The organism is Allobosea sp. AK1 (genome assembly GCF_006714945.1).
GTDB classification, from domain to species: domain Bacteria; phylum Pseudomonadota; class Alphaproteobacteria; order Rhizobiales; family Beijerinckiaceae; genus Allobosea; species Allobosea robiniae.
The window spans coordinates 248586-273981 of record NZ_VFMG01000001.1 but is presented as its reverse complement, the minus strand read 5'-3'; the positions used below and the strand labels follow the sequence as shown (position 1 = coordinate 273981).

General features: G+C 67.0%; 26 protein-coding genes, 1 tRNA gene and 2 pseudogenes. 14 read left to right on the top strand and 15 right to left on the bottom strand.

Going from position 1 to position 25396, the window contains the following annotated elements:
• The first annotated feature begins 287 nt into the window (after positions 1 to 287).
• Positions 288 to 2081, top strand: coding sequence for an ABC transporter ATP-binding protein (locus FHT98_RS01380; protein WP_091861243.1), 1794 nt, complete (start codon positions 288 to 290; stop codon positions 2079 to 2081).
• A gap of 61 nt (positions 2082 to 2142) precedes the next feature.
• Here the strand turns inward: FHT98_RS01380 and FHT98_RS01375 are convergent, their stop codons facing one another.
• Together FHT98_RS01375 and FHT98_RS01370 are read right to left on the bottom strand one after the other, a co-directional pair.
• Positions 2143 to 2661 carry a gamma-glutamylcyclotransferase family protein gene (locus tag FHT98_RS01375; RefSeq protein ID WP_142111934.1) on the bottom strand — a complete coding sequence of 173 codons (519 nt, stop codon included), beginning with the start codon at positions 2659 to 2661 and terminating at the stop codon, positions 2143 to 2145.
• 14 nt (positions 2662 to 2675) lie between these two features.
• Positions 2676 to 3848 carry an isovaleryl-CoA dehydrogenase gene (locus tag FHT98_RS01370; RefSeq protein WP_061967414.1) on the bottom strand — a complete coding sequence of 391 codons (1173 nt, stop codon included), beginning with the start codon at positions 3846 to 3848 and terminating at the stop codon, positions 2676 to 2678.
• Positions 3849 to 4006: 158 nt separating this feature from the next.
• On the opposite strand from FHT98_RS01370, the gene FHT98_RS01365 reads away from it, so the two are divergent.
• On the top strand, positions 4007 to 4273 hold the full coding sequence (locus FHT98_RS01365; RefSeq protein WP_061968262.1) for a metal-sensing transcriptional repressor: 267 nt from the start codon (positions 4007 to 4009) through the stop codon (positions 4271 to 4273).
• Between the two features lie 17 nt (positions 4274 to 4290).
• Positions 4291 to 5298 (top strand): CDF family Co(II)/Ni(II) efflux transporter DmeF, encoded by a 1008-nt coding sequence (gene dmeF, locus FHT98_RS01360; RefSeq protein ID WP_142111933.1) that lies wholly within the window; start codon positions 4291 to 4293, stop codon positions 5296 to 5298.
• Between the two features lie 22 nt (positions 5299 to 5320).
• Here dmeF and FHT98_RS01355 read toward each other — a convergent pair whose 3' ends face one another.
• The 5 genes and pseudogenes from FHT98_RS01355 to FHT98_RS01335 form a co-directional block, all read right to left on the bottom strand.
• Positions 5321 to 6313: a CorA family divalent cation transporter gene (locus FHT98_RS01355; protein WP_142111932.1), complete on the bottom strand. Its 993-nt coding sequence runs from the start codon at positions 6311 to 6313 to the stop codon at positions 5321 to 5323.
• Positions 6314 to 6486: 173 nt separating this feature from the next.
• Positions 6487 to 7452 carry a glycoside hydrolase family 25 protein gene (locus FHT98_RS01350; RefSeq protein WP_082617402.1) on the bottom strand — a complete coding sequence of 322 codons (966 nt, stop codon included), beginning with the start codon at positions 7450 to 7452 and terminating at the stop codon, positions 6487 to 6489.
• A gap of 349 nt (positions 7453 to 7801) precedes the next feature.
• A pseudogene (locus FHT98_RS01345) lies at positions 7802 to 8575 on the bottom strand (glycoside hydrolase family 25 protein); the annotation flags it as partial.
• A 219-nt stretch (positions 8576 to 8794) separates the two neighbouring features.
• Positions 8795 to 8879, bottom strand: a tRNA-Leu gene (locus FHT98_RS01340).
• Positions 8880 to 9004: 125 nt separating this feature from the next.
• Positions 9005 to 9274, bottom strand: coding sequence for a FliM/FliN family flagellar motor switch protein (locus FHT98_RS01335; protein WP_082617404.1), 270 nt, complete (start codon positions 9272 to 9274; stop codon positions 9005 to 9007).
• Between the two features lie 139 nt (positions 9275 to 9413).
• Here FHT98_RS01335 and lipB point away from each other — a divergent pair, with 139 nt between their 5' ends.
• The 3 genes from lipB (at position 9414) to FHT98_RS01320 (ending at position 12104) form a co-directional block, all read left to right on the top strand.
• Positions 9414 to 10118: a lipoyl(octanoyl) transferase LipB gene (lipB, locus tag FHT98_RS01330; protein ID WP_061967419.1), complete on the top strand. Its 705-nt coding sequence runs from the start codon at positions 9414 to 9416 to the stop codon at positions 10116 to 10118.
• Between the two features lie 59 nt (positions 10119 to 10177).
• Entirely contained in the window at positions 10178 to 10384 is a 207-nt protein-coding gene (locus FHT98_RS01325; RefSeq protein ID WP_061967421.1) for a hypothetical protein, read from the top strand.
• 112 nt (positions 10385 to 10496) lie between these two features.
• Positions 10497 to 12104: a carboxyl transferase domain-containing protein gene (locus FHT98_RS01320; protein WP_142111931.1), complete on the top strand. Its 1608-nt coding sequence runs from the start codon at positions 10497 to 10499 to the stop codon at positions 12102 to 12104.
• 40 nt (positions 12105 to 12144) lie between these two features.
• On the opposite strand, the gene FHT98_RS01315 is transcribed toward FHT98_RS01320, so the two are convergent.
• The 3 genes from FHT98_RS01315 to FHT98_RS01305 form a co-directional block, all read right to left on the bottom strand.
• Entirely contained in the window at positions 12145 to 12681 is a 537-nt protein-coding gene (locus FHT98_RS01315; protein ID WP_142111930.1) for a hypothetical protein, read from the bottom strand.
• A gap of 246 nt (positions 12682 to 12927) precedes the next feature.
• Entirely contained in the window at positions 12928 to 13401 is a 474-nt protein-coding gene (locus tag FHT98_RS01310) for a hypothetical protein (protein WP_142111929.1), read from the bottom strand.
• 97 nt (positions 13402 to 13498) lie between these two features.
• Positions 13499 to 14719, bottom strand: a complete 1221-nt coding sequence (locus tag FHT98_RS01305; protein ID WP_248309311.1) for an MFS transporter — start codon at positions 14717 to 14719, stop codon at positions 13499 to 13501.
• A gap of 188 nt (positions 14720 to 14907) precedes the next feature.
• On the opposite strand from FHT98_RS01305, the gene FHT98_RS01300 reads away from it, so the two are divergent.
• The 4 genes from FHT98_RS01300 to FHT98_RS01285 all read left to right on the top strand — a co-directional run bounded on the left by FHT98_RS01300 (position 14908) and on the right by FHT98_RS01285 (position 19216).
• Positions 14908 to 15360, top strand: coding sequence for a winged helix-turn-helix transcriptional regulator (locus FHT98_RS01300; RefSeq protein WP_091861210.1), 453 nt, complete (start codon positions 14908 to 14910; stop codon positions 15358 to 15360).
• 221 nt (positions 15361 to 15581) lie between these two features.
• On the top strand, positions 15582 to 16343 hold the full coding sequence (locus FHT98_RS01295) for an SDR family oxidoreductase (protein ID WP_142111927.1): 762 nt from the start codon (positions 15582 to 15584) through the stop codon (positions 16341 to 16343).
• Between the two features lie 163 nt (positions 16344 to 16506).
• On the top strand, positions 16507 to 17199 hold the full coding sequence (locus FHT98_RS01290) for a cation efflux transmembrane domain-containing protein (protein WP_248309123.1): 693 nt from the start codon (positions 16507 to 16509) through the stop codon (positions 17197 to 17199).
• A 31-nt stretch (positions 17200 to 17230) separates the two neighbouring features.
• A complete protein-coding gene (locus FHT98_RS01285; RefSeq protein WP_142111925.1) occupies positions 17231 to 19216 on the top strand; it encodes an acetyl/propionyl/methylcrotonyl-CoA carboxylase subunit alpha in 1986 nt (661 codons plus the stop codon).
• Positions 19217 to 19378: 162 nt separating this feature from the next.
• Here the strand turns inward: FHT98_RS01285 and FHT98_RS01280 are convergent, their stop codons facing one another.
• Both FHT98_RS01280 and FHT98_RS01275 read right to left on the bottom strand, forming a co-directional pair.
• Complete coding sequence (locus FHT98_RS01280; RefSeq protein WP_142111923.1) at positions 19379 to 20230, bottom strand: aminoglycoside phosphotransferase family protein; 852 nt, start codon at positions 20228 to 20230, stop codon at positions 19379 to 19381.
• Positions 20227 to 21129, bottom strand: coding sequence for an SDR family oxidoreductase (locus FHT98_RS01275; RefSeq protein ID WP_142111921.1), 903 nt, complete (start codon positions 21127 to 21129; stop codon positions 20227 to 20229). The genes FHT98_RS01280 and FHT98_RS01275 overlap by 4 nt, the downstream gene beginning before the upstream one ends.
• On the opposite strand from FHT98_RS01275, the pseudogene FHT98_RS01270 reads away from it, so the two are divergent.
• Both FHT98_RS01270 and FHT98_RS01265 read left to right on the top strand, forming a co-directional pair.
• Positions 21028 to 21383: pseudogene (locus tag FHT98_RS01270) on the top strand (VOC family protein). The gene FHT98_RS01275 and the pseudogene FHT98_RS01270 sit on opposite strands and share 102 nt — an antisense overlap.
• Before the next feature lie 64 nt (positions 21384 to 21447).
• Complete coding sequence (locus FHT98_RS01265; RefSeq protein ID WP_061967442.1) at positions 21448 to 21885, top strand: DUF1489 family protein; 438 nt, start codon at positions 21448 to 21450, stop codon at positions 21883 to 21885.
• A gap of 15 nt (positions 21886 to 21900) precedes the next feature.
• On the opposite strand, the gene FHT98_RS01260 is transcribed toward FHT98_RS01265, so the two are convergent.
• From FHT98_RS01260 to panC, 3 genes are all read right to left on the bottom strand, one after another.
• Entirely contained in the window at positions 21901 to 22398 is a 498-nt protein-coding gene (locus FHT98_RS01260; protein ID WP_142111919.1) for a MarR family winged helix-turn-helix transcriptional regulator, read from the bottom strand.
• Between the two features lie 5 nt (positions 22399 to 22403).
• Entirely contained in the window at positions 22404 to 22856 is a 453-nt protein-coding gene (locus FHT98_RS01255) for a hypothetical protein (RefSeq protein ID WP_142111917.1), read from the bottom strand.
• Between the two features lie 134 nt (positions 22857 to 22990).
• A complete protein-coding gene (gene panC, locus FHT98_RS01250) occupies positions 22991 to 23839 on the bottom strand; it encodes a pantoate--beta-alanine ligase (protein WP_465246900.1) in 849 nt (282 codons plus the stop codon).
• 93 nt (positions 23840 to 23932) lie between these two features.
• Here panC and FHT98_RS01245 point away from each other — a divergent pair, with 93 nt between their 5' ends.
• Complete coding sequence (locus tag FHT98_RS01245; RefSeq protein WP_248309122.1) at positions 23933 to 24673, top strand: VWA domain-containing protein; 741 nt, start codon at positions 23933 to 23935, stop codon at positions 24671 to 24673.
• Complete coding sequence (locus tag FHT98_RS01240; RefSeq protein WP_142111915.1) at positions 24670 to 25389, top strand: J domain-containing protein; 720 nt, start codon at positions 24670 to 24672, stop codon at positions 25387 to 25389. The genes FHT98_RS01245 and FHT98_RS01240 overlap by 4 nt, the downstream gene beginning before the upstream one ends.
• Positions 25390 to 25396 lie beyond the last annotated feature (7 nt).

Here is a 25396-nt window from a genome sequence, read left to right as displayed (position 1 = left end):
CCCCGTGCAGTCATTGCATGAGGGGCGGGCTTGCGCGCTGCTTAAACATCAGGCATCTTCCTTCGCCTTGGCTCCAACTCAAGAAAGGGAGGGCTGAATGAAATTCATCAACACCGCAGCCACTCCCATGCGACCAACCCGGCACTAGGTCGGTCTCGCACGAGGCCCGCCTCCGGGCTGCCTCCTGAGCCTTTTTCCAATTTTTGTCTTTCATTGCCGAAGCCGGCGCGCGTCGTCGTCTTCGCCTGATTTCGGAGTCGGCAGCCGTCCTGGCGCCGAATGACGCTATGTCTCACGATACTCAAACCGGGCGGCGCGAGCCGTTCCGGGCCGTTCTCGGCTTCACTTTCAGCCACTGGGCCCGCCAGCCCGGGCAGGTCGCCTGGGTGGCCGGCGTCACCGTAGCCGCCACGCTCGCAGAGCTGTTCACGCCGGTCTATGCCGGGCGCCTCGTCGACGCCGTGTCGAGCGGGGCGGGCGGCACGGAGGCGGCGCTGTGGGCGCTCGGCGCGATGATGGTGCTCGCCGCCATCATGGTGCTCGGGCGGCATTTCGCCTTCGTCGGGCTGACCGTGATGACGCTGCGCACGATGAGCGACGTCTCGCAGGAGGCCTTCGCACGCCTGCAGCGCTTCTCGACCGACTGGCACGCGAACAATTTCGCGGGCTCGACGGTGCGCAAGATCACGCGCGGCATGTGGGCACTCGACCTGCTGACCGATACGGTTCTGATCGCGCTCCTGCCGTCGCTGGTCATCCTGCTCGGCATGACGGCGGTGCTGGCCTGGCACTGGCCGGCGATGGGGCTCGTCGTGGCGCTCGGCGCTCTCGCCTATATCGGGCTGACGCTGGCGCTGTCGCTGCGCTTCGTCGCCCCGGCGGCGCGGCTGGGCAACGCCTGGGATACGCGGCTCGGCGGCGCGCTGGCCGATGCCATCACCTGCAACCCGGTGGTGAAGGCCTATGGCGGCGAGGCGCGCGAGGACCTGCGGCTCGCGACCGTCGTGTCGAAGTGGAGCCTCAGGACGAGTCGCGCCTGGATTCGCGGCACCTGGTCGGGCACCGGCCAGAACATCGTGCTGCTTTTCCTGCGCGCGGCGGTGATCGGTCTGGTGATCTGGCTCTGGGCCAACGGGCAGGCTTCGCCCGGCGACGTCGCCTTCGTGCTGACGGCCTATGCAGTGGTGCATGGCTATCTGCGCGATGTCGGCCAGCACGTCCACAACCTGCAGCGCTCGGTCAACGACATGGAGGAGCTCGTCTGGATGCACGACCTTCCCTATGGCGTGCCGGACCGGAAGGGCGCGGTGGCAATGGGCGTTACCGCGGGCGAGATCGCCTTCGAGGATGTGACCTTCCACTACGGAGGTCATGCCGATCCGCTCTACCGCGATTTCTCGCTGACCATCCGTGGCGGCGAGAAGGTCGGCCTCGTCGGCCGCTCGGGCTCCGGCAAGACGACCTTCGTCAAGCTGGTGCAGCGGCTCTACGACGTCACCTCGGGCCGCATCGCGATCGACGGGCAGGATATCGCCGATGTCACGCAGGCGTCCTTGCGCCAGCAGATCGCGATCGTGCAGCAGGAGCCGGTGCTGTTCCACCGCTCGCTGGCGGAGAACATCGCCTATGGCCGGCCGGGCGCGAGCCAGGCGCAGGTCGAGCAGGCGGCGAAGCTCGCCAATGCGCATGAGTTCATCATGCGCCTGCCCAAGGGCTACGCCACGCTCGTCGGCGAGCGCGGCATCAAGCTCTCGGGCGGCGAGCGCCAGCGTGTTGCGCTGGCCCGCGCCTTCCTGGCCGATGCGCCGATCCTGATCCTGGACGAGGCGACCTCGAGCCTCGATTCGGAATCGGAGGCGCTGATCCAGCAGGCGATCGAACGCCTGATGGAAGGCCGCACCACGATCGTGATCGCGCATCGTCTCTCGACGGTGCGAGCCATGGACCGCATCCTGGTCTTCGATCGCGGCCAGGTGATCGAGGAAGGCCCGCACGAGGCTCTGCTGACCCGCAAGGACGGCGCCTATCGCGCGCTGTTCGAGAAGCAGGTCAGCGAGCTGGCCAAGGGACTGGCGGCATAACCGCCGCCAGCTTCCCCGAACAAGGAAAGGGCCGCGCAAGCGGCCCTTTTCGTTTTGGGATCTATTTTGGCGCCAGCGCCCTTGGCCGTACGCCCTTCACGGGGCCGGGCGGCAGCGGCGCGTTCGTATCCTGATTCAAGCCCTTTAGATCGAGATTCGGCTTCATCAGAAAACGATTCAAGCCGGTGACGTAAGTCTCTGGCAGGCCGAAATGTTTCGCCCCGACGATGACCGCTTCCATATAGCCCGGACGCGGCCGTCCGGGATCGGCCGAGCGGCCGATATAGATCAGCGCGCGCTTGGCGCCGCCCGGTACGATCACCGGCTGGTTGAGCTTCACATAGAGCCCGCTGGCGAGTTCCTCGAACTTGTCGAGGACGCGCATCTCGCCGAGCGAGCAGTCCCAGAGCACGCCATGGACCTCCTCGCGCGGATCGCGGATCACCGAGGCATAGCCGTCGCGGGTGACGATGAAGCGGTGCCGGGGCAGGCGGGCCGGGCCGAGCGGCTGCGCCTTGGGGCAGCGCTGCGCCATCCCGACGGGGTCCATGTTGAGGCCGTAGGCGAAATAGAGGGGCATCAGGCCCTCTAACCTCACTTCGTCTTGTTGAACAGCTCCCGGCCGATCAGCATCCGCCGGATCTCGCTGGTGCCGGCGCCGATCTCGTAGAGCTTGGCGTCGCGCAGCAGGCGGCCGGTCGGATAATCGTTGATATAGCCGTTGCCGCCGAGGAGCTGGATCGCGTCGAGCGCGACCTGCGTCGCCTTCTCGGCCGCGATCAGGATCGCGCCGGCGGCATCTTCGCGGGTGGTTTCGCCGCGGTCGCAGGCCTTGGCGACGGCATAGACATAGGCGCGGCAGGAGTTCATCGCGACATACATGTCGGCGACCTTGCCCTGGACGAGCTGGAACTCGCCGATCGACTGGCCGAACTGCTTGCGCTCATGGACATAGGGCATGACCACGTCGAGCGCCGCCTGCATGATGCCGAGCGGGCCTGCCGCCAGTACGACGCGCTCGTAGTCGAGGCCCGACATCAGCACGTTGACGCCGCGCCCGACGGTGCCCAGCACGTTCTCCTCCGGCACCTCGCAATCCTGGAAGACGAGCTCGCAGGTGTCGGAGCCGCGCATGCCGAGCTTGTCGAGTTTCTGGTGGGTCGAGAAGCCCTTCATGCCCTTCTCGATCAGGAAGGCGGTGATGCCGCGCGGGCCGGCTTCCGGATCGGTCTTGGCGTAGACCACCAATGTTTCGGCGATCGGGCCGTTGGTGATCCACATCTTGTTGCCGTTGAGGACGTAGCGGTCGCCCTTCCTGTCGGCGCGGGTGCGCATCGAGACGACGTCGGAGCCTGAGCCGGGCTCGGACATGGCGAGCGCGCCGACATGCTCGCCCGAGATCAGCTTCGGCAGGTATTTCCGCTTCTGCGCCTCGTTGCCGTTGCGGCTGATCTGGTTGACGCAGAGATTCGAGTGAGCGCCGTAGGAGAGGCCGACCGAGGCCGAAGCGCGCGAGACCTCCTCGACTGCGATGCAATGCTCGAGATAGCCGAGCCCGGTGCCGCCATGCTCCTCATCGACCGTCATGCCGTGCAGGCCGAGCGCGCCCATTTCCGGCCAGAGATCGCGCGGGAACTGATTGGTCTTGTCGATCTCCTCGGCGCGTGGGGCGATCTTCTCCTGCGCGAAGGCGAAAACGGTGTCGCGGATTGCGTCGGCGGTCTCGCCGAGGTCGAAATTGAACGGGCGCGGCGCGTTGGCAAGCATGGCTGGTTCTCCCGGCAAAGCGTTGGGAGCGTCGCTCCCTTTGCCCCGTTATAGCGGCCCGCAGCAGGAGCGTCAGTGCGCAGCCGCGCCCGCCGCGTCTTGGCGTCGGCGCGGCAGAGGGCACTTGCATATCCCCTCCAGGGGGATAGGATATACTCATGAGCCACGCGATGAACCCCGATATCCTTAATCGCCTGCGCCGGGCGCAGGGGCATCTCGGCACGGTCGTCGGCATGGTCGAGGCGGGGCGGGAGGTCCCGGACGTCGTGCAGCAGCTCCAGGCCGTCGAGAAGGCGCTGGAGAAGGTCAAGTCGCTGCTGATTTTCGACCATATCGAGCATCACCTGTTCGACCACGCGCAGGTGGCGACGCCGGAGGCGCGCCGCACGATCGAGGGCCTCAAGGCCCTGACCAAATATCTCTGAAGACCCGGAGCGAACCGATGCCGGCTGCCAACAGCTTTCCCGCCCAGCATCAGCACGTCTTTCTCGGCGGCGAGCACGAACGCCACGAGCGGCGCACCTGGCTCGTCGTCGGCCTGACCACCGTGATGATGGTGGCCGAGATCGCTGCCGGCACCGTCTTCGGCTCGATGGCGCTGGTCGCCGATGGCTGGCACATGTCGACCCATGCGGCGGCGCTCGGCATCGCGGCCTTCGCTTATCGCTTCGCGCGGCAGCATGCCCATGACCGTCGCTTCAGCTTCGGAACTGGCAAGCTCGGTGATCTCGCCGCCTTCGCCAGCGCCTTGCTATTGATGTTCATCGCGCTCGCGGTCGCAGGCGAATCGGCGCTGCGACTCTATTCGCCGATCGCGATCGACTTCACCCAGGCGACGGCGATCGCAGTGCTCGGGCTCGCGGTGAACCTGGCGAGCGCCTGGCTGCTCAGGGACGGGCATGGCCATCAGCACCATGGTCATAGCCATGGCGGCACCGGGCATCATGGCCATGGGAACGTTCACGGCCATCACGACCACGGCGAGCACCATCACGGCCACCATTCCCATGGCGGGCATGGCGCCGATACCAACTTGCGCGCGGCTTATATGCACGTCGTTGCCGATGCTTTCACCTCGGTTCTGGCAATCGCGGCGCTGCTCGGCGGGCGGTTCTATGGCTGGGTCTGGCTCGATCCGGTGATGGGCATCGTCGGTGCCGGGGTGATTGCGCATTGGTCGATCGGGCTGCTGCGCAGCTCCGGCGCGGTGCTCCTCGACACCGTCCCGGACGAGACCCTGGCGGAGCGCATCGGCGAGCGGCTGGCAGCCGAGGGGGCCGAGGTCGCCGATCTCCATCTCTGGCAGGTCGGGCCGGGCCATCGCAGCGCCATCGTCTCGATCGTGACCGGCGCGCCCAGGCCGCCCGCGGCCTACAAGGCCCTGCTCGCCGACCTGCCGACGCTGTCCCATGTCACCATCGAGGTGAATGCGCGCCCGATCGCGGCGTGAGCGAAGAAGGACGCCGGCCGGTTCAGCTTCCGATCACGCCGCGGCGCCGGAGCAGGACGAGGGTGAGCAGGGCAGCGGCGATGCAGGTCAGCGCGACGAAGACAGCGCCCCCCTCCGATTCGACCCAGGGCAGGCCCTTCACATTGATGCCGAACAGGCCGGTGATGAAGGTCGCGGGCAGGAACAGGGCGGTCAGCAGCGAGAGCACGTAGAGCTGCCGGTTGGTGCGGCTGGCCGAGCGGGCGGCGATCTCGTCCTGCAGCAGCCTGGCGCGATCCTGCACCGACTGGACATCGTGATGCAGCCCGTCGACGCGCTGGAGCAGCCGCGACGCAGCGGCCTTGACGGCATCGGGCGCGCTGCGGCCCGACTGGGTCTCGGCGAAGCGGCGGAACAGGACATGCAGGCCGCTGAGCTGGCGATGCAGCCGGACAGCGGTGCGGCGCACAGAGCCGACGCGCTGGGGCCCGTCATGCAGCCGGTCCAGCAGGATATGGTCCTCGACGCTGTCGGTCTCGTCGACAAGGCGCACCACGGCGTCGGTGACGTCGTCGATGATGTATTCGATGATCTGCTCGAACAGCTCGGCCGGGCTTCCGGCCGGATCGCCGCGATCGAGCGCCTCGGCGGTCATCCGGATCGAGTGCAGGGCCTCGCGCCGGCCGGTCAGCAGGAACCTGTCGCCGACGATCCAGCGCAATGCGCCGACTTCCTCGGACTTGTCGGCAATGTCCCGGATCAGGTCGTGCGAGACGCCCCAGGCGAGATTGGCGGAGTGGTCGAGCCGCTGGTGGGGTTCGTGCGAGAGGAAGGCTTCCTGCGTCGCGTTCGGCAGGTCCTGTTCGGTGACCCAGCTCTGCGCCCGCGTGTGTACGAGGTCGAGATGCAACCAGACGAAGCCTTCGGATGGCGCGACGTTCGGCATCTCGTCGCGGGGGACGCGGCCGGGCCGTCCGTCCTCGGCGAAGCGATAGGCCCAGATGATGCCGGATTGGGATTGGACGTCGCTGTGCATGCCGGGTTTCCGCTGCCGCCGCAGGGCGGCTCCCGGCAGCGCGGCGCCTGTCGCATCGGATCAATCCGATGCGACACTCGTGAGATAGATCATCGTTATCGCGTCCGATAGGACGCGCGATGATCTAAGGCGCCGCGGATGTGACAGCGGCGTGACAGCCGGCAAAAGGTGCCTCAGTTCTTCCCGATCGAGCCGGTGACGCCGATATCGCGGTTAGCGGCCGTGCGTGACGGGATGCGGCCGGGTGGGGCGAACTTCAGCTTGGTCCCACCGGCTGCTTTCGGAGCGCGCAGGCCGGCCGGGGTCGGTGGTGGTGTGCGGATCGCCACCTTCGGCTCGCCGCCATGCCATTTGCGCGAGCCGATGTCGAAGCGGCCCTGGCGCCAGGCGTCGAATTCGCGCTCGCTGCCGAAGAAGGCGTTGCGGTCGACATCGCCGCTGACGCCCGGCACGCGGCCGGTGGTGGTGAACTGCCAGAACTCCCAGCGGTCGCGCTCATAGCGCTTCGCCAGCGGAGCGGCGGTCGAGCGCAGCCAGAACGGGTGGTCCTTGAGCTCGCCTTCCAGCACGTCCTCGTGGAAATTGATGTCGGTATAGATGATCGGCTTCTTGCCGGTGTGCTCGCGCAGGCCCTTCAGCATCTCGTTGATCTTGGCGAGCGCCAGCTCCTTCGAGATCCTGCGGGTGCATTGCGAGCCGTTCTGCCATTCGACGTCGAGCACCGGCGGCAATGCGTCGGGATCGCGGGGAATGTGCTTCTTGAACCAGCGCACCTGCTCCTTGGCCGAGCGGCACCACCAGACGAAGTGATAGGCGCCGCGCGCGACGCCGTGCTTCTTCGCCTCGGCCCAGTTGCGCTTGAAATTGGGATCGAGATGGTCGCCGCCCTCGGTCGCCTTGATGAAGGCGAAGCGCGTGCCGGCGTCCTTGACCCTCGCCCAGTCGATCTCGCCCTGCCAGCGGGAGACGTCGATGCCCTGAATCACCTTGCGCCGTGCGTCGCGGACGCCGTGATGCGGGGCGCTGTCGCCCTTCTTCGGATAGAGCGCCTGCGCCGGCTCGACGACACAGGTCAGAAGCGCCGCAAGGGCGAAGGCTCCGAGGCCTGACCGTCGACTGGTCAGCTTGCGCGCTGGCATGTGTTTCTCCTGCATCACAGGTCCAGATGCGAGGAGCGTGGTTAAGCGCCGGTTAGAATTGCGGCGCAGTCTAAGAATCAATTTCAGCTTTGGTTAACCGGCCGGATTCAGGCCCGTAGGCTCAGTCGATGACGACGGGCTCGACCTGGTTGTCGACGGCACGCAGGGCAGAGGTGACCGCGGGCACGCTGCCGGGAACACGCGCCATCGGCACGTCCTGCTGCGGCGCCAGCGGCTCCGGCCCGAAATCCGGGCTGGGAACGGCCGGGATCGGCGCTGGCTGCGGCGCGGGAGCAGGTTGCGGCGCTGGTGCCGGCTCCTCGCGGCGGTTCCAGCGGCGCGTGCCAATGTCGTATTCGCCGCGCAGCCAGCCGGCGAACTGGCTTTCGCTGCCGAAGAAGGCGTTGCGGTCGACATCGCCCTTGATGCCCGGCACGCGGCCGGTGGTGGTGAACTGCCAGAAGGCCCAGGGGCGGTTGCTGTAGCGGGCTTCCGGCAGCGCTGCGGTCGAGCGGATCCAGTAGGGGTAGTTGTTGAACTGCCCCTCCAGCACCTCGCGGTGGAAAGTGATGTCGGTATAGATCACCGGCTTCTTGCCGGTGAGCTGCTCGAGCTCGGTCAGCATCAGCTGAATCTTCTCGCGGGCAAGCTCGCGGTCGATCTTCTGCGGGCAGGTCCGCGAATGGCCGTTCCACTCGACATCGAGCACCGGCGGCAGGGCGTCGGGATCGTTCGGGATCTGCTGCTTGAACCAGACGGCCTGCTCATGGGCCGGGCGGCACCAGAAGACGAAGTGGTAGGCACCGCGCGGAACGCCGGCGCGGCGCGCGCCTTCCCAGTTGCGGCGGAAGTTCGGGTCGACATGGTCGCCGCCCTCGGTCGCCTTCATGTAGACGAAGCGGGTGCCGGCCGCCTTGACGGCGCTCCAGTCGATCTCGCCCTGCCAGCGCGAGATGTCGATGCCGTGGACCGGGTATTTATGCGCGGCCGCGACACCGGGATGCGGCCGGGCGTCGCCCTTCGACGGATAGCTGTCGAGCGCGACGCAGCCGCCAAGGGCCGCAAAAGCGGCGGCAGCCAGAAGGGGCAGGGCACGGAAGCTTGGCATGCGGCGGGCGTTCATATCCCGGAGAATTGCTTGGAATGCTTGATGGCCGGTTTACGTTACCAAAGTTTTGCCATCTGTCAGCCAAATCGGGGGCAGGGGTGTGTCGGGCCGCTGTGAACACGGCGAATCGCGATTGTCGCAGAGCTCGAAGATTCGGGTGCAAGCGATTGGCATCAACCGGAAACACGAAAGGCGACCCGCTGGGTCGCCTTTCGTTGGATTTTCATCCGAATTTGGTGCGGTCGAGAGGACTCGAACCTCCACGGGTCTCCCCGCTACCACCTCAAGGTAGTGCGTCTACCAATTCCGCCACGACCGCAGCTCGGTTCCGGTTGCGGGCGGTGCAACCAGGGAGCGGCGCCGATCTAGCAAATCGAATCCGCTGCCACAAGGGTGTCATCGCGGAAAAACGCAGAAGCGCGACTTTTCCCCCGATCGGCCGGATCAGGCGGCCTCGGCGACGGCCTGCAGGGTGTAGATCGTCGGCCGTTTCAGCATCTGGGTGATCTCGACGGAAATCCGCGCGCCGCTGACCACGACGATTCCCTTGGCGAAAGGGTGGTTGTTGGCGAGAATCTGAACCTCGTCGGTCTCGCTGGTGTTCAATTCGATGATGGCGCCGCGGCCGAGGCGCAGCAGCTTGTAGATCGGCATTTCGGTCTGGCCGAGCACCACCGTGAGTTCCACCGGGACGAGATCGAGATCGGCCTTCAAGTCCTGCCTCCGGAACCCTACTTCAGAATTCGACCAGCGAAACTTGCCTGCCTGCCGGTTTTCGGCGCAAGAGGCGGTTCGAGGGTCGCGCCGGATGATGTCGCCGGCCCGGAAACTTTGGACGGAACATGGTTAAGCCATGGTGAAGATGCGTGAGGAGCTGGCCGTTTCCTTCCTGCCGGAAGGGGTGTCCGAGCCGGTCGAATGGGTCATAGCCGAGGGGCTCGTCGGCTATGACGACGCCGTCGCCGAAATGGAGGCCCGTGCGGGGCTGATCGCGGACGGCCTGGCGCGCGAGCGCGTCTGGCTGGTCGAGCATCCGCCGCTCTATACGGCCGGCACCTCGGCCCGCGACGAGGACCTGATCGCGCCGGAGCGCTTCCCGGTGTTCCGTTCGGGGCGGGGGGGGCAGTTCACCTATCACGGCCCCGGCCAGCGCGTGGCCTATGTCATGCTCGACCTGAAGCGGCGCCAGCCCGACCTGCGCCGTTTCGTCGCCGCGCTGGAGAGCTGGCTGATCGGCGCGCTCGACGATTTCAATATTCGCGGCGAGCGGCGCGAGGACCGCGTCGGCGTCTGGGTGCGCCGGCCGAACAAGGGTGTCGACACCGAGGACAAGATCGCGGCCATCGGTATCCGCGTGCGGCGCTGGGTTTCGTTTCACGGCATCTCGCTGAATGTCGAGCCGGAGCTGTCGCATTTCGACGGCATCGTGCCCTGCGGCGTCAGCCAGTACGGCGTGACCTCGCTGGTTGATCTGGGCCTGCCGGTGACGATGCCGGAGGTCGATTCGGTGCTGCGCGAAGCGTTCGAGCGGGTGTTCGGGCCAACCGTTCAGGCCTGATTTACCATCCGTTAGCCATGCCGCCGCCATCCTCGACCCGGGCCGGGGCGAAGATGGGGATGACAATGCGAAGCGTTTTTCTGGCGGGGAGCCTCGCCGTGCTGCTCGCGGCCTGCAATACGACGGACCAGCGCATCGCCGGTGCTGCGGCCGGCGCGGGCGCCGGTGCGCTCGTCGGCGGGCCGATCGGAGCCATTGCCGGCGGAGCAATCGGCGCGGTCGCGGCGCCGTCCGTGACCGGATCGATCAACAAGATGAGCGAATGAGCCCGTCCAGCGGCGCGGATTTGCACGGCCGCGTCCGTGTGTCCGCGCCGGTTGGCGTTTTCGACGCGGCGCGCCATAACCTCGGCAGAGATTGTTACCGAGGAGCGCGCCCGTGCCTGTCATCGAGAGCAAGGTCGATCTGAATTCGGCCGAGACGCGCGCCAATGCCGAAGCCTGGGCTGGATTGCGCGACGAGCTCCAGCAGCATCGCGCTACCGCCGCGCTCGGCGGCAATGCCAAGTCCCGCGAGCGCCATACGGCGCGCGGCAAGCTGTTGCCCCGCGAGCGCGTGCTGCGCCTGACCGATCCGGGCTCGGCCTTCCTCGAGATCGGCTCGCTCGCCGCTTTCGGCATGTATGAGGGCGATGTCCATGCCGCGGGCATGATCGCCGGCATCGGCCGCGTCGCCGGCCGCGAATGCATGATCGTCTGCAACGATGCGACGATCAAAGGCGGCACCTATTACCCGATGACGGTGAAGAAGCATCTGCGGGCGCAGGAGATCGCGCGCGAGAATCGCTTGCCCTGCATCTATCTCGTCGATTCCGGCGGCGCGAACCTGCCTCACCAGACCGACGTCTTCCCCGACCGCGAGCATTTCGGCCGCATCTTCTACAACCAGGCGACGCTCTCGGCCGAGGGCATCCCGCAGGTCGCGGTGGTGATGGGCTCCTGCACCGCTGGCGGCGCCTATGTGCCGGCGATGTCGGACGAGACGGTGATCGTCCGGAAGCAGGGCACGATCTTCCTCGGCGGTCCGCCGCTGGTGAAGGCTGCGACCGGCGAGGTCGTCTCGGCCGAGGATCTCGGCGGCGCCGATGTCCATGCGCGCCTCTCCGGCGTCGCCGACCATTATGCCGGCGACGATACCCATGCGCTCGCGATCGCCCGGCGCATCGCCGGCAATCTCAACAGCGTGAAGCGTCCGGATCTCGACATCGCCGAGCCGGTCGAGCCGCTCTACGACCCGGCCGAGCTCGAAGCCGTCGTACCGACCGACCTCAAGAAGCAATACGACATCCGCGAGGTGATCGCGCGGCTGGTCGACGGCTCGGAATTCGACGAGTTCAAGAAGCTCTACGGCACGACCTTGGTCACCGGCTTCGCCCGCATCCACGGCATCCCGGTCGGCATCATCGCCAATAATGGCATCCTGTTCTCGGAAAGCGCGGTCAAGGGCGCGCATTTCATCGAATTGTGCTGCCAGCGGCGCATCCCGCTGCTCTTCCTGCAGAACATCACCGGCTTCATGGTCGGCCGCGATGTCGAGACGCGCGGCATCGCCAAGGACGGCGCCAAGCTGGTCACGGCGGTGGCTTCGGCGCGGGTGCCGAAGATCACGGTGCTGGTCGGCGGCTCCTTCGGCGCCGGCAATTACGGCATGTGCGGCCGGGCCTATTCGCCGCGCTTCCTGTTCACCTGGCCGAATTCGCGGATCTCGGTGATGGGCGGCGAGCAGGCCGCGAGCGTGCTCGCGACCGTGCGCCGCGACAATATCGAGGCCGAGGGCAAGAGCTGGCCTCCTGCCGAGGAGGAGGCATTCAAGGCGCCGATCCGCAATCGCTATGAAGAGGAAGGCTCGCCCTATTTCGCGACGGCGCGGCTCTGGGACGACGGCATCATCCTGCCCTCGGAGACGCGGCGCGTGCTGGCGCTGGCCTTCTCCGCGACGCTGAACGCCGAGGTGCCCGAGACCAAGTTCGGCGTGTTCCGGATGTAATAGGGCTCGGATGAGGCAGGTGTAACCCGCGCCTTGTCGCCTAGTTCTTCACAGTCGAAACGATGCGAACTTCGCCCGGCGCGGTCTGTGGGGCGGGACGCTCGACCTGCAGAGCCGTCGCCGCTCCGGCCTTGAATGCCCTGACCGCACCGTTGAAATAGTCGGTGAACGCCCGGATACGGCTGCGCTCCTTCAGCGAGACGAGGCGCGTTCTCAGAAGGTCCTCGAAGTCGGACCGGCGTCGCTCGCCCCTGTTGCCGTTGAAGACGACGATCTTGCCCGGCAGAACCACGACATCTCCCTTGCGAAGGGTCGGGTCGCTCAAGAACCAGTTGGGGTCCTTCACCGGGTCCATCGGCGTGACCAGGACGGGCGGTCGCTCGACCTGCACCTTCTTCGGCGCCTTGGCCGATCGCCGCTTGGCGCGGATCGTCATCTCCAGCGGCGTCGAGACATAGGGCGTTTCGGTGCGAGGCGGAGGGCCAAGCAGAAAGTCAAGAAAGCCGGCATAAGCGGGCCGCAGAGCGAAAAGCTCCAGAACAAATACGCTTGCAACGACAACGACGGCGCTTTTCATGGAATGCACCAATCCCTAGGCATACGCATATTCGACTGTGGGGATAACATCTGTCCTTTTTCATTCCAAGCTATCGATGCGCCAAGTCCACAATGGCGTTAACCGCCGTCATACGCTGCTAACATCTTGTTCAGTATGATCTGAAAACGGGGTCGCAGTCCGTTAGCAGATCGTCATGACAGAGACATTGCAGGCGCTGCCGCCCCGACAGGCGCGCGGTTTGAAACGCCCCCCGCGCGTCCGCTCTCAGCGCAATTCGATCTTCACGACCTCGTAAACGGCTCGCGCTCCGCGCTTGTCGCCGGGTGCCACGAGGCGCCAGCCGCCGTCGAGCGCCTTGCCGTCCACCGCCGAGACGAGAAGCAGGGGCAGGTTGCCGAAATCGGGATGGATCTCGCCGACCGAGAAGGCGATCTGGTAACCGTCCCTGGCGCTGACGAGGAAGGTCTTCTTCAATTGCTCTGCCGGCTTGAGGCCATCGAGTGCCTTGTTGGCCTGCAGGACGTCCCAGAGCAGCACGCCCTTGTAGCGTCGCGTCGCCGGCCCTTTCGATGTCTCGAAAGCCACCTCGCGTTCGGCGACGGGCAGGGCCGCGAGCGATTGCGGTGTCAGCTGGATCGGCCCGGAGCCGATGCCGGTGAGCGCGACGGCAGGCTCCTCGGCGCGGAGCACCGGGACGGCTGCGAACAAGGCGAGCAGGATCAGCAGGGGGCGAAGCAAGGCGAGCATCCTCTGTGGCGTTCGGCGCTATCAGGGCATCATCGGCTGTGCCTGTCGATATCGGATACGTGCCGCTTCCCGATGACCCCGTCGGCTCTCAAATGTGCAGTGGCATCGTGGCCGCGGCTGGCGTCGCCCTTCGCGTCGCGATCCAGAACAGCAGCGTGGCCAGGCTGATCGCGGCGCCCAGCACGCAGACTCTGGTCCAGCCCGCATGAGCGTAGACGACGGTCGAGACCGACGAGCCGGCGGCGCTCCCGATGGAATAGAAGACCATGTAGGCTGCCGTCAGGCGGTTCTGCGCCTCGGGCCGGACCCGGTAGATCATCGCCTGATTGGTGACATGGACGGCCTGAAGCCCGAAATCGATGATCAGCACCCCGGCGATCAGCCACAGGATCGAGTTGTGCAACTGGGCGATCAGCAGCCAGGACAGCAGCATCAATCCCAATGCGATTCCCGTGGTCCGCTGGCCATGACCACGGTCGGTCCATCGTCCGGCGCGGGTGGCGCCCAGCGCGCCAGCGACGCCGGCCAGTCCGAACAGGCCGATCTGCGTATGCGAAAGGGAGAAGGGCGGGGCGCTCAGCGGCAGGACGAGCGGAGCGAGCAGCGTCGTGATGTTCGCGAAGATCAGCATGGCGATGATCCCGCGAATGCGCAGGACGGGCTCCTCGACGATCAGCGTGACCAGCGAGGCGATGAGGCGGCCATAGGAGAGACTGCCGGTAACGCGCTCCTGTCGCGGCAGCATGCGCCAGAGCAGGATCGTGATCGCCAGCGTCAGCACCGCGGAAGCGAAATACACGGTTCGCCAGCCGGATAGGTCGGTCAGGGCGCCTGCGATGGTCCGCGCCAGCAGGATGCCGACGACGATTCCGCTCGTGACGATGCCGACGACATGACCTCGCGCGGACGGGTGCGCCAGGCTTGCGGCATAGGCGACGAGCGCCTGTGTCACCACGGCCAGAAGTCCGACAGCAGCCATCGCGCCGAGCAGCATCGCGGCCGATTGCGAAACGCCGACGCTGGCGAGCGCAAGCACGGAGAGCAGGGACTGCCCGAGGATGAGCTTGCGGCGATCGAGCAGATCGCCCAGCGGGACGAGGAGGAACAGGCCGAGGCCGTAGCCGAGTTGTGTTGCGCCGACGATCAGCCCGGCTATGGTCCGCGACAGGCCGAGATCGTCGGCCATCACGTCGAGCAGGGGATGGGCGAAATAGGCATTCGCCACCGCCAGTCCGCTGGCGACGGCGAAGAGCAGGATGGTCCGGCCATTCAAGGGAGCGGGCGGGGCGGTCCCTGCCGGCGAGGCCATAGCGGCCGGCTTTTGCGGACATGCGTCCTCCTTCGCGGGCGCCGATGGCGCCGCGTCCTGATCCAATTTCATTGCAGACTCCGGGTGGTTTGGTTTTATAATGAAACCGACACGATCTGTAACGATATTGGTTTTATCATGCAACCGAAAATGCCGCTGCCGGCACGAAGCGGGGAAAGGCTGCGCTGATGGTCGCCCGCAAGAGCCTCAAGGGGGATTATTGTCCGAGCGCGCGGTCTCTCGACGTGATCGGGGACTGGTGGTCGCTCTTGATCGTCCGCGATGCTTTCGACGGAATGACCCGCTTCGGCGAATTCCAGAAGAGTCTCGGGATCGCCAAGAACATCCTGACGGATCGGCTCAAGACGCTCGTCCAGAGCGGCATTCTCGAAGCCGTTCCCATTGGCGACGGCAATGCGCGCCTGGAATATCGCCTGACGACCGTGGGCAAGGACCTCTTCCCTGTGATGGTCGCGCTGCGACAATTCGGCGAGCGCCATCTTTTCGCGCCGGAGGAGGAGCGCTCGCGACTCGTCGAGCGCGAGACCGGCCTGTCGGTGCGGCTCGATGTCCGCACTGAAGACGGCCGCGCGATCGGCCCCGATCAGGCGGTCATCCTGAAAGTGCCCGAGCCGGATTGAACGCCTGACCCGCCTCGCTCCGTCCATGTCGCTGGCCGCAAGCCAAGGCGACGGTTCAGGCTGGTCATCGCGTCGCCCTCCGGACTACACCGATAAGGCAGGGCCGGCGGGCGGAAAGCGCATGAAACGACCGCCGCCTCATGGTTCCCCTGGGCGATTTCGCCCGTTATGGTCGGATGCCATCTCAAACGATTTAGGCCTAGGGAAACACGAGGAAACGCATGTCTGGGCATAACAAGGTCGCGATCATCACCGGCGCCGGCTCGGGCGTGGGGCGCTCGGTCGCCATCGCCTTCCTGAAGGACGGCTACCGCACCGTGCTGGCCGGTCGCCGCGCCGATGCGCTGGAGGAGACGATCGCGCTCTCCGGCGCCGACAAGGGCCGCGCGCTCGCGGTGCCGACCGATGTCACCGACAAGGCCTCGGTCGAGAACCTGTTCGCCAAGACCAAGGCCGCGTTCGGCCGTGTCGACGTTCTCTTCAACAATGCCGGCGTCAATGCGCCGGGCGGCGTGCTGCTGGAGGACCTTTCGCTTGAGGACTGGCAGAAGGTCGTCGACACCAACCTGACCGGGCCGTTCCTCTGCACCCAGGCCGCCTTCAGGGCGATGAAGGATCAGGAACCGCGCGGCGGGCGCATCATCAATAATGGCTCGATCTCGGCCCATGCGCCGCGGCCGAACTCCGTCGCCTATACCGCGACGAAGCATGCGATCTCGGGCCTGACCAAGACGGCCGCGCTCGACGGGCGCAAATACGACATCGCCGTCGGGCAGGTCGATATCGGCAATGCGCTGACCGAGATGGCGAAGAAGATGACCACGGGCGTGCCGCAGGCGGACGGCTCGGTGAAGGTCGAGCCGGTGATGGATGTCGACCATGTCGCGACGACCGTGCTGCACATGGCTGGCCTGCCGCTCGAAGCGAACGTGCTGTTCGTCACGGTGATGGCGACCAAGGCTCCGCTCGTCGGGCGCGGGTGAGGAGCACGCCCTTCGTTAGCCTTCCCCTTGCCGTCATCCCGGGCGGAGCGCAGCGTAGACCCGGGATCCATTCCGGAACGGCTCAGCATGGATCCCGGATCGGCGCCGCTGACGCGGCTTGTCCGGGATGACAGGGGTGAGGGTGGCCGCAGCGGCGCAAGACGTGGATGGTCAAGACAAGCCCGACCATGACGGGGGCGGAGAAGGCTCGACATCGAGTCCCGCCGTCGCCCGCGCCTATACGCTGACGATCTGGGCCATTGCGCTCGGCATCCTGATCCAGGCGGTGGCGACCGTCGTCTGGGCGCTCGCCATCGGCAATGCCCAGCTCTTCAAGGACGGCGTCGACTGGGTCTATGACGTCGCGCTCTATGGCATCGCCGCGATCGTCTTCGGCCGTGATGCGCGGATCGAGCGGCTCGCGGCCGTCGCGATCGGTGCGGTCATGGCGGTCGCCGGGCTGCACACGCTCTACGATCTCTGGGACAAGATCGCCCGGCCGCGGCCGATCGAGATCTGGACGCTCGGATTCGCGGCGGCGAGCGCCATCGTCATCGCCTTCCTCGTGGTCGCGGCGCTCTGGCGCTTCCGGCGTGAGGAGAACCCGGTCATCAAGGCGACATGGCTGTCGAGCCGCAACGACACGATCTCGACGACCGGGTTCGCGCTGGTCGGGCTCGCCGCGCGTGTCGCTCCGATGCGCTGGCCGGAATACCTGTTCGACCTCGTCGTCGCCGGCATCTGCTTCCAGGCGACATGGGCGATCTGGCGCTCGCTGCGGCGGAGCGCGGAAACGGAAGCGTCCCAAACCGGTTTGCGCAACAAGGCGCAGACAGACGCCACGGGCGGGCTATAAAGGCGGCACGTCTCCTGAGGATGCCGCCGCCATGACGATCGCCGCCAAGCTGCCCTCCATCCTGATCGCCAATCGCGGCGAGATCGCCTGCCGGGTGATCCGCACGGCGAAGCGGCTGGGCCTGCGCACCATCGCCGTCTATTCGGACGCCGATGCCGAGGCGCTGTTCGTCGAGATGGCGGACGAGGCCTATCGTATCGGCCCGGCCCCCGCCCGTGAGAGCTATCTCGACGCCGACAAGATTCTCGCCGTGGCGAAGGAAGCGGGCGCTGCCTGCATCCATCCGGGCTATGGTTTCCTCTCCGAGAATGCGGAATTCGCCGATGCCTGCGCGGCAGCGGGCATCGTCTTCGTCGGCCCACCCGCCTCGGCCATCCGGGCCATGGGCCTGAAGGACGCCGCCAAGGCGCTGGTCGAGAAGGCCGATGTGCCGGTGGTGCCGGGCTATCACGGCGCCGAGCAGGGCGCCGATTTCCTCCGCTCGGAAGCGCGGCGCATCGGCTACCCCGTGCTGATCAAGGCGGTCGCCGGCGGCGGCGGCAAGGGCATGAAGAAGGTCGACCGGCCCGAGGATTTCGACGATGCGCTGACCAGCGCTCAGCGCGAGGGCAAGAACGCCTTCGGCGATGCCCGCGTGCTGGTCGAGAAATACGTGCTTTCGCCGCGCCATGTCGAAATCCAGGTCTTCGGCGACAGCCATGGCAATGTCGTCCATCTCTACGAGCGCGACTGCTCGTTGCAGCGCCGCCACCAGAAGGTGATCGAGGAGGCTCCCGCGCCAGGCATGAGCGCCGAGGTCCGTGCCGCGATGGGCAAGGCCGCGACGGAAGCCGCCAAGGCGGTCGGCTATGTCGGGGCCGGCACGGTCGAGTTCATTGCCGACGGGCGCGACGGTCTGAAGGCCGACGGCTTCTGGTTCATGGAGATGAACACGCGTCTCCAGGTCGAGCATCCGGTGACGGAGGCGATCACCGGGCTCGATCTCGTCGAATTGCAGTTGAAGGTCGCGGCGGGCGAGCCGCTTAGCTTTACTCAGGCCGATGTCTCGGCCACGGGGCATGCCGTTGAGGCGCGGCTCTATGCCGAGGACCCGGAGAAAGGCTTCCTGCCTTCGACCGGCAAGCTCTGGGCGCTGCAATTCCCGGAGGGCGAGGGCATCCGAATCGATACCGGCGTCGAGGCCGGCGATACCGTGACGCCGTTCTACGACCCGATGATCGCCAAGGTCATCGCCCACGGGTCTACCAGGGACGAGGCGCTCGACCGGCTGGGTGCGGCTTTGGGCGAGACGGTGGTCGCCGGCCCGCGCACCAATCTCGCGTTCCTCAAGAAGCTGACCGAGGCGGAGGGCTTCCGGAAGGGGCCGTTCGATACCGGCTTCATAGACCGCAATATCAGTGCGCTCGGCGCGGAGCCACAGCCGCTCGATGCCGCTGCGGTGGCGGCTGCGGCCTTGCAGCTCGAGGAGGAGCGGCAGGCAGCGGGCATGATCGCGGCGGCCGGCCGGGCGGAGGGCGAAGCGCGCTCGCCCTGGCTCGATCCCGACGCCTTCTCGCTGATGCCGCGCCAGCCGCTCGGCCTGCCGCTGACGGTCGATGGCGAGCGCATCGAAGCGCGGATCGAATGGCATGGCGACGATGCGCGCGTCAGCCTGCCCGGTCACGAGATCGGCGAAGGCGAGCACGAGATCGCGCTGGCCGAAGGCGAGGGCGGCACCTGGTTCGCGCTGCATCGCGGCCGGCAGACGGCGGTCTCGCTGTTCGATCCGTTCAGTGTCGATCTCGACGCGGCAGCGGGCTCGGGCGGTGTGGTCAAGGCGCCGATGCACGGCAAGCTCGTCGCGCTCTTCGTGGCGCCGGGCGAGGCGGTGACCAAGGGCCAGCGCCTCGCCATCGTCGAGGCGATGAAGATGGAGCATGTGCTGACCGCCCCGCGCGACGGCATTGTCAGCGAGGTCGTGGGCGAGCCCGGCGCGCAGGTGGCCGAGGGCGCGAAGGTGGTCGTGCTGGGGGAATAGCTGAGTCGGCGGAATCGCTTGCTGGCGATTGCTGAGGTTTTGATTCAGGTAGGGCCGTCATGCTCGGGCTTGACCCGAGCATGACGGAAACCAGTGCCTTCTCGTCATGAGATTCTCGGGTCTACGCTCCGCTTCGCCCGAGAATGACGCCGCAACGGCGTTTCACTGGCGTGCATCCAAAGCCACGATCGCCCGCTCCGCGACGGCGAGATTGATCTCCGCCAGCGGGTCCTCGTCCTCGAGGAACCAGCTTGCCGACAACCCGCACCAGGCGATGATCCAGCGCAGCAGGCGCTGACGCTCCAGCCCCGACTTCGCCAGCACGATCTCCAGCCGACGCTCGAAGGCACCCGCCGCGACGGCAACCGGCGGCTCGGGATCGGCGAGGTCGGGGTCGCAGAACAGGATCGTGTATTCGAAGGCGCGGTCGCCGATCACCGCTTTCGGATCGATGGCGAGCCAGCCGCGATTCTCGAAATCGAGGACGTTGTCGTGATGCAGGTCGGCATGGAGCGGCAGGATCTCCTGCTGGGCGGGCAGGAGCATGCTCGCCTCCGCCGCAGCGCGGGCGAGCATGCCGCCGTGCTTCGCCGCCGCCGGAAACAGGCCCCTGAACCAGGTGTCGAGCGCGATCAGTCCGGCTGGCGCCGGGCCGCGCGATTTCTGAAGAGCCGCAATGGCCTCGCAAAGGATGACGGTGGCGTCGTCGTCTCCCGTGGCGCCGCTGCGGGCCATGGCGGCGAGCGAGCGCCTGCCGGTGGCGCGCTCGATCAGCATGGCCTCGCCGTTCTCGCTGCGGGCGAGCAGGCGGGCGGCGCCGTCGCCGTTCCAGTATTCCAGCGGCAGGTAGCCGCGCCGCTCGTCCTCGGCCTCGGGCAGCTTCAGCATGGCGGGCGCGCTGCCTTGCAGGACGGGCAGCAGGTGGCTGGCATGGGTCCTGATCGGCTCGCCGTCCGGAACGAGACCCCAGCGGATCAGCCAGGGTTCGAAAACCTTCGCGGAGAGGTCGCTCATCCGCGGCCGATCACCGGGAACTGCTCGGCCTCGTAGATCTGGCCGGAGACTGGCGCGCTATCCTCGGAGAGCCAGAAGGCGGTGTGGGCGGCGATCTCCTCCGGCTGCATGATCCGGCCTGTCGGGGCGTCGCGCAGCGGCAGATGGTTCTGCCAGCCGGGCTTGCGACCCTCGCGCTGCTGGGTGGCGTCCTCGTTGGCGGTCCAGGTCCAGCCGACATTGAGCTGGTTGGCGCGGATGCGTTCGGGGCCGAGCGTATTGGCGAGATTGCGCGTCATCGTCATCAGCGCGCCCTTCGACATCGAATAGACCGTGAGGTTCGAGAGGCCGCAATAGGCGTTGATCGAGCCGACCGTGACGATGGCGCCGGGCGATTTCTGGGCGCGGAAAGCGCGGATCGCGGCCTCCGCGCAGAGCAGCGGCGCGCGGGTGTTGATCGCGAAAATATGGTCGAAGAAGGTGGCGGTGGTCTCGGTGAGAATGCCGCGCGGATAGATGCCGGCATTGTTGACGAGCCCGTCGATGCGGCCGAAGGCTGCGATCGTCGCATCGACAATGGCTTGCGCGGTCGCGGGCTCCGCGAGATCGCCGGTCGCGCCGGCGGCCGCGGCGCCGAGCTTGGCGACGGCGGCATCGACTTCGGCGGCGTCGCGGCCGTGGATCAACACCCTGGCGCCCTCAGCGACGAGACGTTCGGCCATCGCAAAGCCGATGCCGGTCGACGAGCCGGTGACGAGGATGGCCTTGCCTGCTAGTCCGCGTATGGGAAGCGTCCGTGTCTGGTTCGGGAGGTCGGAATGATCGTGAAGCGAATCGTCGCGAATATCGCAACCGCGGAGCCAGGGCTGGCGCAAGCGTTCTATGGCGATCTCTTCGGCCTCACCCTCGCCATGGATCATGGCTGGATTCAGACCTATGCGGCTGAAGCCGTATCGGGCGCGCCGCAATTGAGCTTCGCCAGCGAAGGCGGCTCGGGCGCGCCGGTGCCCGATCTCTCCATCGAGGTCGACGATCTCGATGCGGTGCTCGATCGAGCGCGTGCCGCCGGTCATGCGATCACATATGGTCCGGTCGACGAGCCCTGGGGTGTCCGCGCTTCTTCCTGCGCGACCCGTTCGGGCGGCTCGTCAACGTGCTGGCCCATCGGGCCTGAGCCGGGCTGTGGAGAAGCGTAGCAGAGACTGGCCTGGCGACCGGCGCAGGCCTATTTTGAGATCATGTCCCTTCATCTGCTCAAGCTCTGCGTCGGCGCCGAATCGATCGTTGATCTTGAGGAATGGATCGCTGAACGCCAGGCGCAGCGCCGTGCCCGCGGCGAGCCGGCCGAGCAATTGCACACCACGCGGATGGTGCCGAAGAAGATCGAGGAGATTCTCAGCGGCGGCTCGCTCTACTGGGTGATCAAGGGCCAGATCTCGGCCCGCCAGCGCCTGATGGATATCCGCCCCTTCACCGACGCGGACGGCATCGGCCGCTGCCATCTGGTGATGGAGCCGATCGTGGTGCCGGTCGAGCCGCGGCCGTTCCGCCCCTTCCAGGGCTGGCGCTATCTGCAGGCGAAAGACGCGCCGCGCGATCTCTCCGAGCATGGCGGCGATCTCGGCGAGATGCCGGAAGAGCTGCGGCGCGAGCTGGCGGGGCTGGGATTGTTGTAGCAGGCAGGCCGCGCATCAGCGCGGTTCGGTTGTATCGGATACGGCTGGAGCCGGCGTGGCAAGGTCCCGGGTGCAGCGGGCGAGCAGTTCCGTGCTGCGTGTCAGGAAGTCGGTGACGGCCTGTAACGTCTGGTCGTCGAAGCTCGACCAAAGCGCCTGCATCGCGATCCTGCGCGGCTCATAGGCGGCCTCGATCGGAGCTGTCGCTGCCCGCACGACGCTGATCAGCACTCGCCTCCGATCGGCTGCATCCCTGCGACGGGTGACATAGCCACGCCGTTCCAGTCGATCGATGAGCGCCGTGACCGAGCCCGAGGTCAGGCCGGTGGCGGCCGCGAGCTCGCCGGCCGTGACGGTTTCGCGCAGGAAGACGAGGTCGAGCACCTCCAGATCAGTCGGGTGCAGCCCGACATGCCTGGCCATGGCCGCGCCGCTGAGCACGCTCTGCGCGCCCATGCGCCTGACGGCCTCACCGAGCTGCCGCAAGAGCGCGTCCTTGTCGCGATCCGACATGGCGGTCAGATGCCGGTGCCGTGGAGCGCTGTCCGGAACGCCATGAGCAGGGCTGCCAGCGTCGCGAGATCGAGGGGCATTCGCAGGCGGCTCCGTCTGGTCCAGCGCCGCGCCGCTTCGAGCGATACGTCGTCAGCCCTCGCGCGTTCGAAGGCGAGGGCCTTGGGGATGAAGTCCAGCGCCGACCAGATGCGCATCGCTGCATGGATGGCGAGGGCGATCAGAAGCCATTGCCGAATGCCGGCTGCCTGCCAGGCCGCCACCAGCGCGGCGATCAGCAGAAGCTCGAACACGGCATGCGCCGATATCCAGAAGCGTTTGCGGGACACTCCGCCATGCTGGGGCTGTACGAGGGAAGGGCGGTGCGGCCAGGCTGGGTCGAGCACGGCGAACTCGTAAAGCCCGCCGCCGATGCCGATAGCCGCCGCCAGGATCGCCATGCCGATGAGCAGCTCCATGGGCGTTGCCTCCGTCCTGCGCCGGTCACTTGAAAGGGTTTTGCCGACACTGTCCCGATTTATCTTGATGATCAAGATAAATCGGGACTGGCTCTCTTGCTTCCGCGAGCCGGCGAAGAGTGGCGTTGCCGCCGCTAGACGGGAATATTGTCGAGCAGGCGCGTGCTGCCGATGCGGGCGGCGAGGATCAGGCGGATCGGCCCATCCGCCAGCGAGGCGACGGGTGCCAGCGTCTCGGCATGGCGCGCTTCCAGGTAGTCGAGCTCGAAGCCGGCGGTGATGATCGCGTTCTGGGCCTCCGTGACCGCCTTGAGCAGGTCGTCGCGGTTGCGGAGGCGGGCGGCCAGATCCTGCATCACCTGATGCAGCAGGGGCGCCAATGCCCGGTGCTCCTCCGAGAGATAGCGGTTGCGCGAGGACATGGCGAGGCCGTCGGCCTCGCGGATCGTCGGGAGCGGAATGACGTCGATGCCGAGGTCGAGATCAGCAGCCATGCGGGTCACGACCTTGAGCTGCTGGTAGTCCTTCTCGCCGAAGATCGCATAGTCGGCGCGCGATTGCGTGAAGAGCTTGCAGCAGATCGTCGCGACGCCCTCGAAATGCGTCGGGCGGAAGCGGTCCTCCAGTCCGACGGCAGCGGGGCCCAGAAGCAGGACGCGGGTCGCGAAGCCGGCCGGGTACATTTCCTCGACGGCGGGAAAGAAGACCGCATCGGCACCGGCCGCGACGAGCTTGGCGCAATCGTCGTCGAAGGTGCGCGGGTATTTCTTGAAGTCCTCATGCGGGGCGAATTGCGTCGGGTTGACGAAGATCGTGACGATGACGCGCTTCGCATGGCGCTGGCCTTCCGTGACCAGCGCGATATGGCCCTCGTGCAGCGCGCCCATGGTCGGCACCAGCGCAACCTTTTCGCCGGCAGCGTGCCAGCCGGCGACGGCCTCGCGCATCGCGGCAACCGTCTCGAAGATCGTGATTCCAGTCACTCGCGCATCCTCCGTTCGGCGCACGGGTAGCAAATGCGGCCGCCATGGCCAATATCAGGGCCAGGGGATGATTCAGACGGATCGAAGGGGTCGATGAGCGAGAGGAAGGACCGTGTGGTCGGCAAGGCGGGAGCGACCGCGCCGGCGACGCATTCGCAGCCGGGCGAGATCGACCGTTTCCTCGGTGCGGCGAAGCAGCTCGCGCCCTTGGCGACGGGGCAGGCGGGGCGGCTGGTCTTCGCGCTCGACGCCACGATGAGCCGCCAGCCGACCTGGGACCTCGCCTGCTCGCTGCAGGCGCGGATGTTCGAGGTCACCTCCCAAAGTGGCGGGCTTGCGGTGCAGCTCGTCTATTTCAGGGGCATCGGCGAATGCCGCGCCTCCGGCTGGGTCGGCGAGCCCGCGCGCCTGACCGGGCTGATGCGGGGTATCGCCTGCGAGGGCGGGCAGACCCAGATCGCCCGCGTGCTGCGCCATGTCCGCGACGAGGCGAAGGCCGTGCCGGTGCGGGCCTTCGTCTATGTCGGCGATGCGATGGAGGAGGATGTCGATGCGCTGGCAGCGCTTGCGGGAGAGCTCGGCCTGCGCGGGATCCGCGGCTTCGTCTTCCAGGAGGGGCATGATCCGGCGGCCAGCGGCGCCTTCGCGACGATCGCGCGATTGACCGGCGGCGCCCATGCCCGCTTCGACGTGAACGCGCCGGGCTCGCTGCTCGATCTCCTGCGCGGTGCGGCGGCCTATGCTGCCGGCGGACGCGAGGCGATGCTGCGCCTCGCCGGCTCGAATACGGCCGTGAAAGGATTGATCGCTGCCATGGATGGAGGCCACCGGTGAGCCTGCTTTACGGCGTTGCCGTGCTGATCCTGGTCTGGTGGCTGGCGAAGCTCTTTGCCGGATCGAATCCCAAGGTGCTGGCGCGGCTGGCGAAGACCGGTGGTGGTGTCGTTGCGCTCGGCGTGGCCGGGCTCCTGATGCTGCGCGGCCGGATGGACATGGCGATCTTCCTCGGCGGTGTCGGCGCCTGGCTGCTCGGCTGGAGCGCGACCGGGCCGGGCGGCATCCGCTTTCCCTGGGCCGATCGAGCCGGCCCGACGGCGGGCGCGACCTCGAAGGTCAGATCCACCCTGCTGGAGATGGAGCTCGACCACGACAGCGGCGGGATGAGTGGCCGCGTCACGGCCGGCCCCTATGCCGGGCGGGTGCTCGACAGCCTGGGCGCGGACGATCTCGCCGCGCTGATGCGCGACTGCCTCACCCGCGATCCGGACGGAGCGCGGCTGCTAGAGGCATATCTCGACCGCCGGTCGCCCGGCTGGCGTGAAGACGCTCAGCGTGACGGAGACGCGGGGCAGGGCGGCGCGCCGGGCGCGGGCGCGATGTCGCAGCAGGAGGCCTACGATATCCTGGGGCTTCAGGCGGGGGCGGGCGAGGAGGCGGTCCGCGAAGCCCACCGGGCCCTGATGAAGCGCATCCACCCGGATGCCGGTGGCACCAGCGGCCTTGCCGCTCGCGTCAACCAGGCCAAGGACGTCCTTATGAAGCAGCGATAGGGACGGG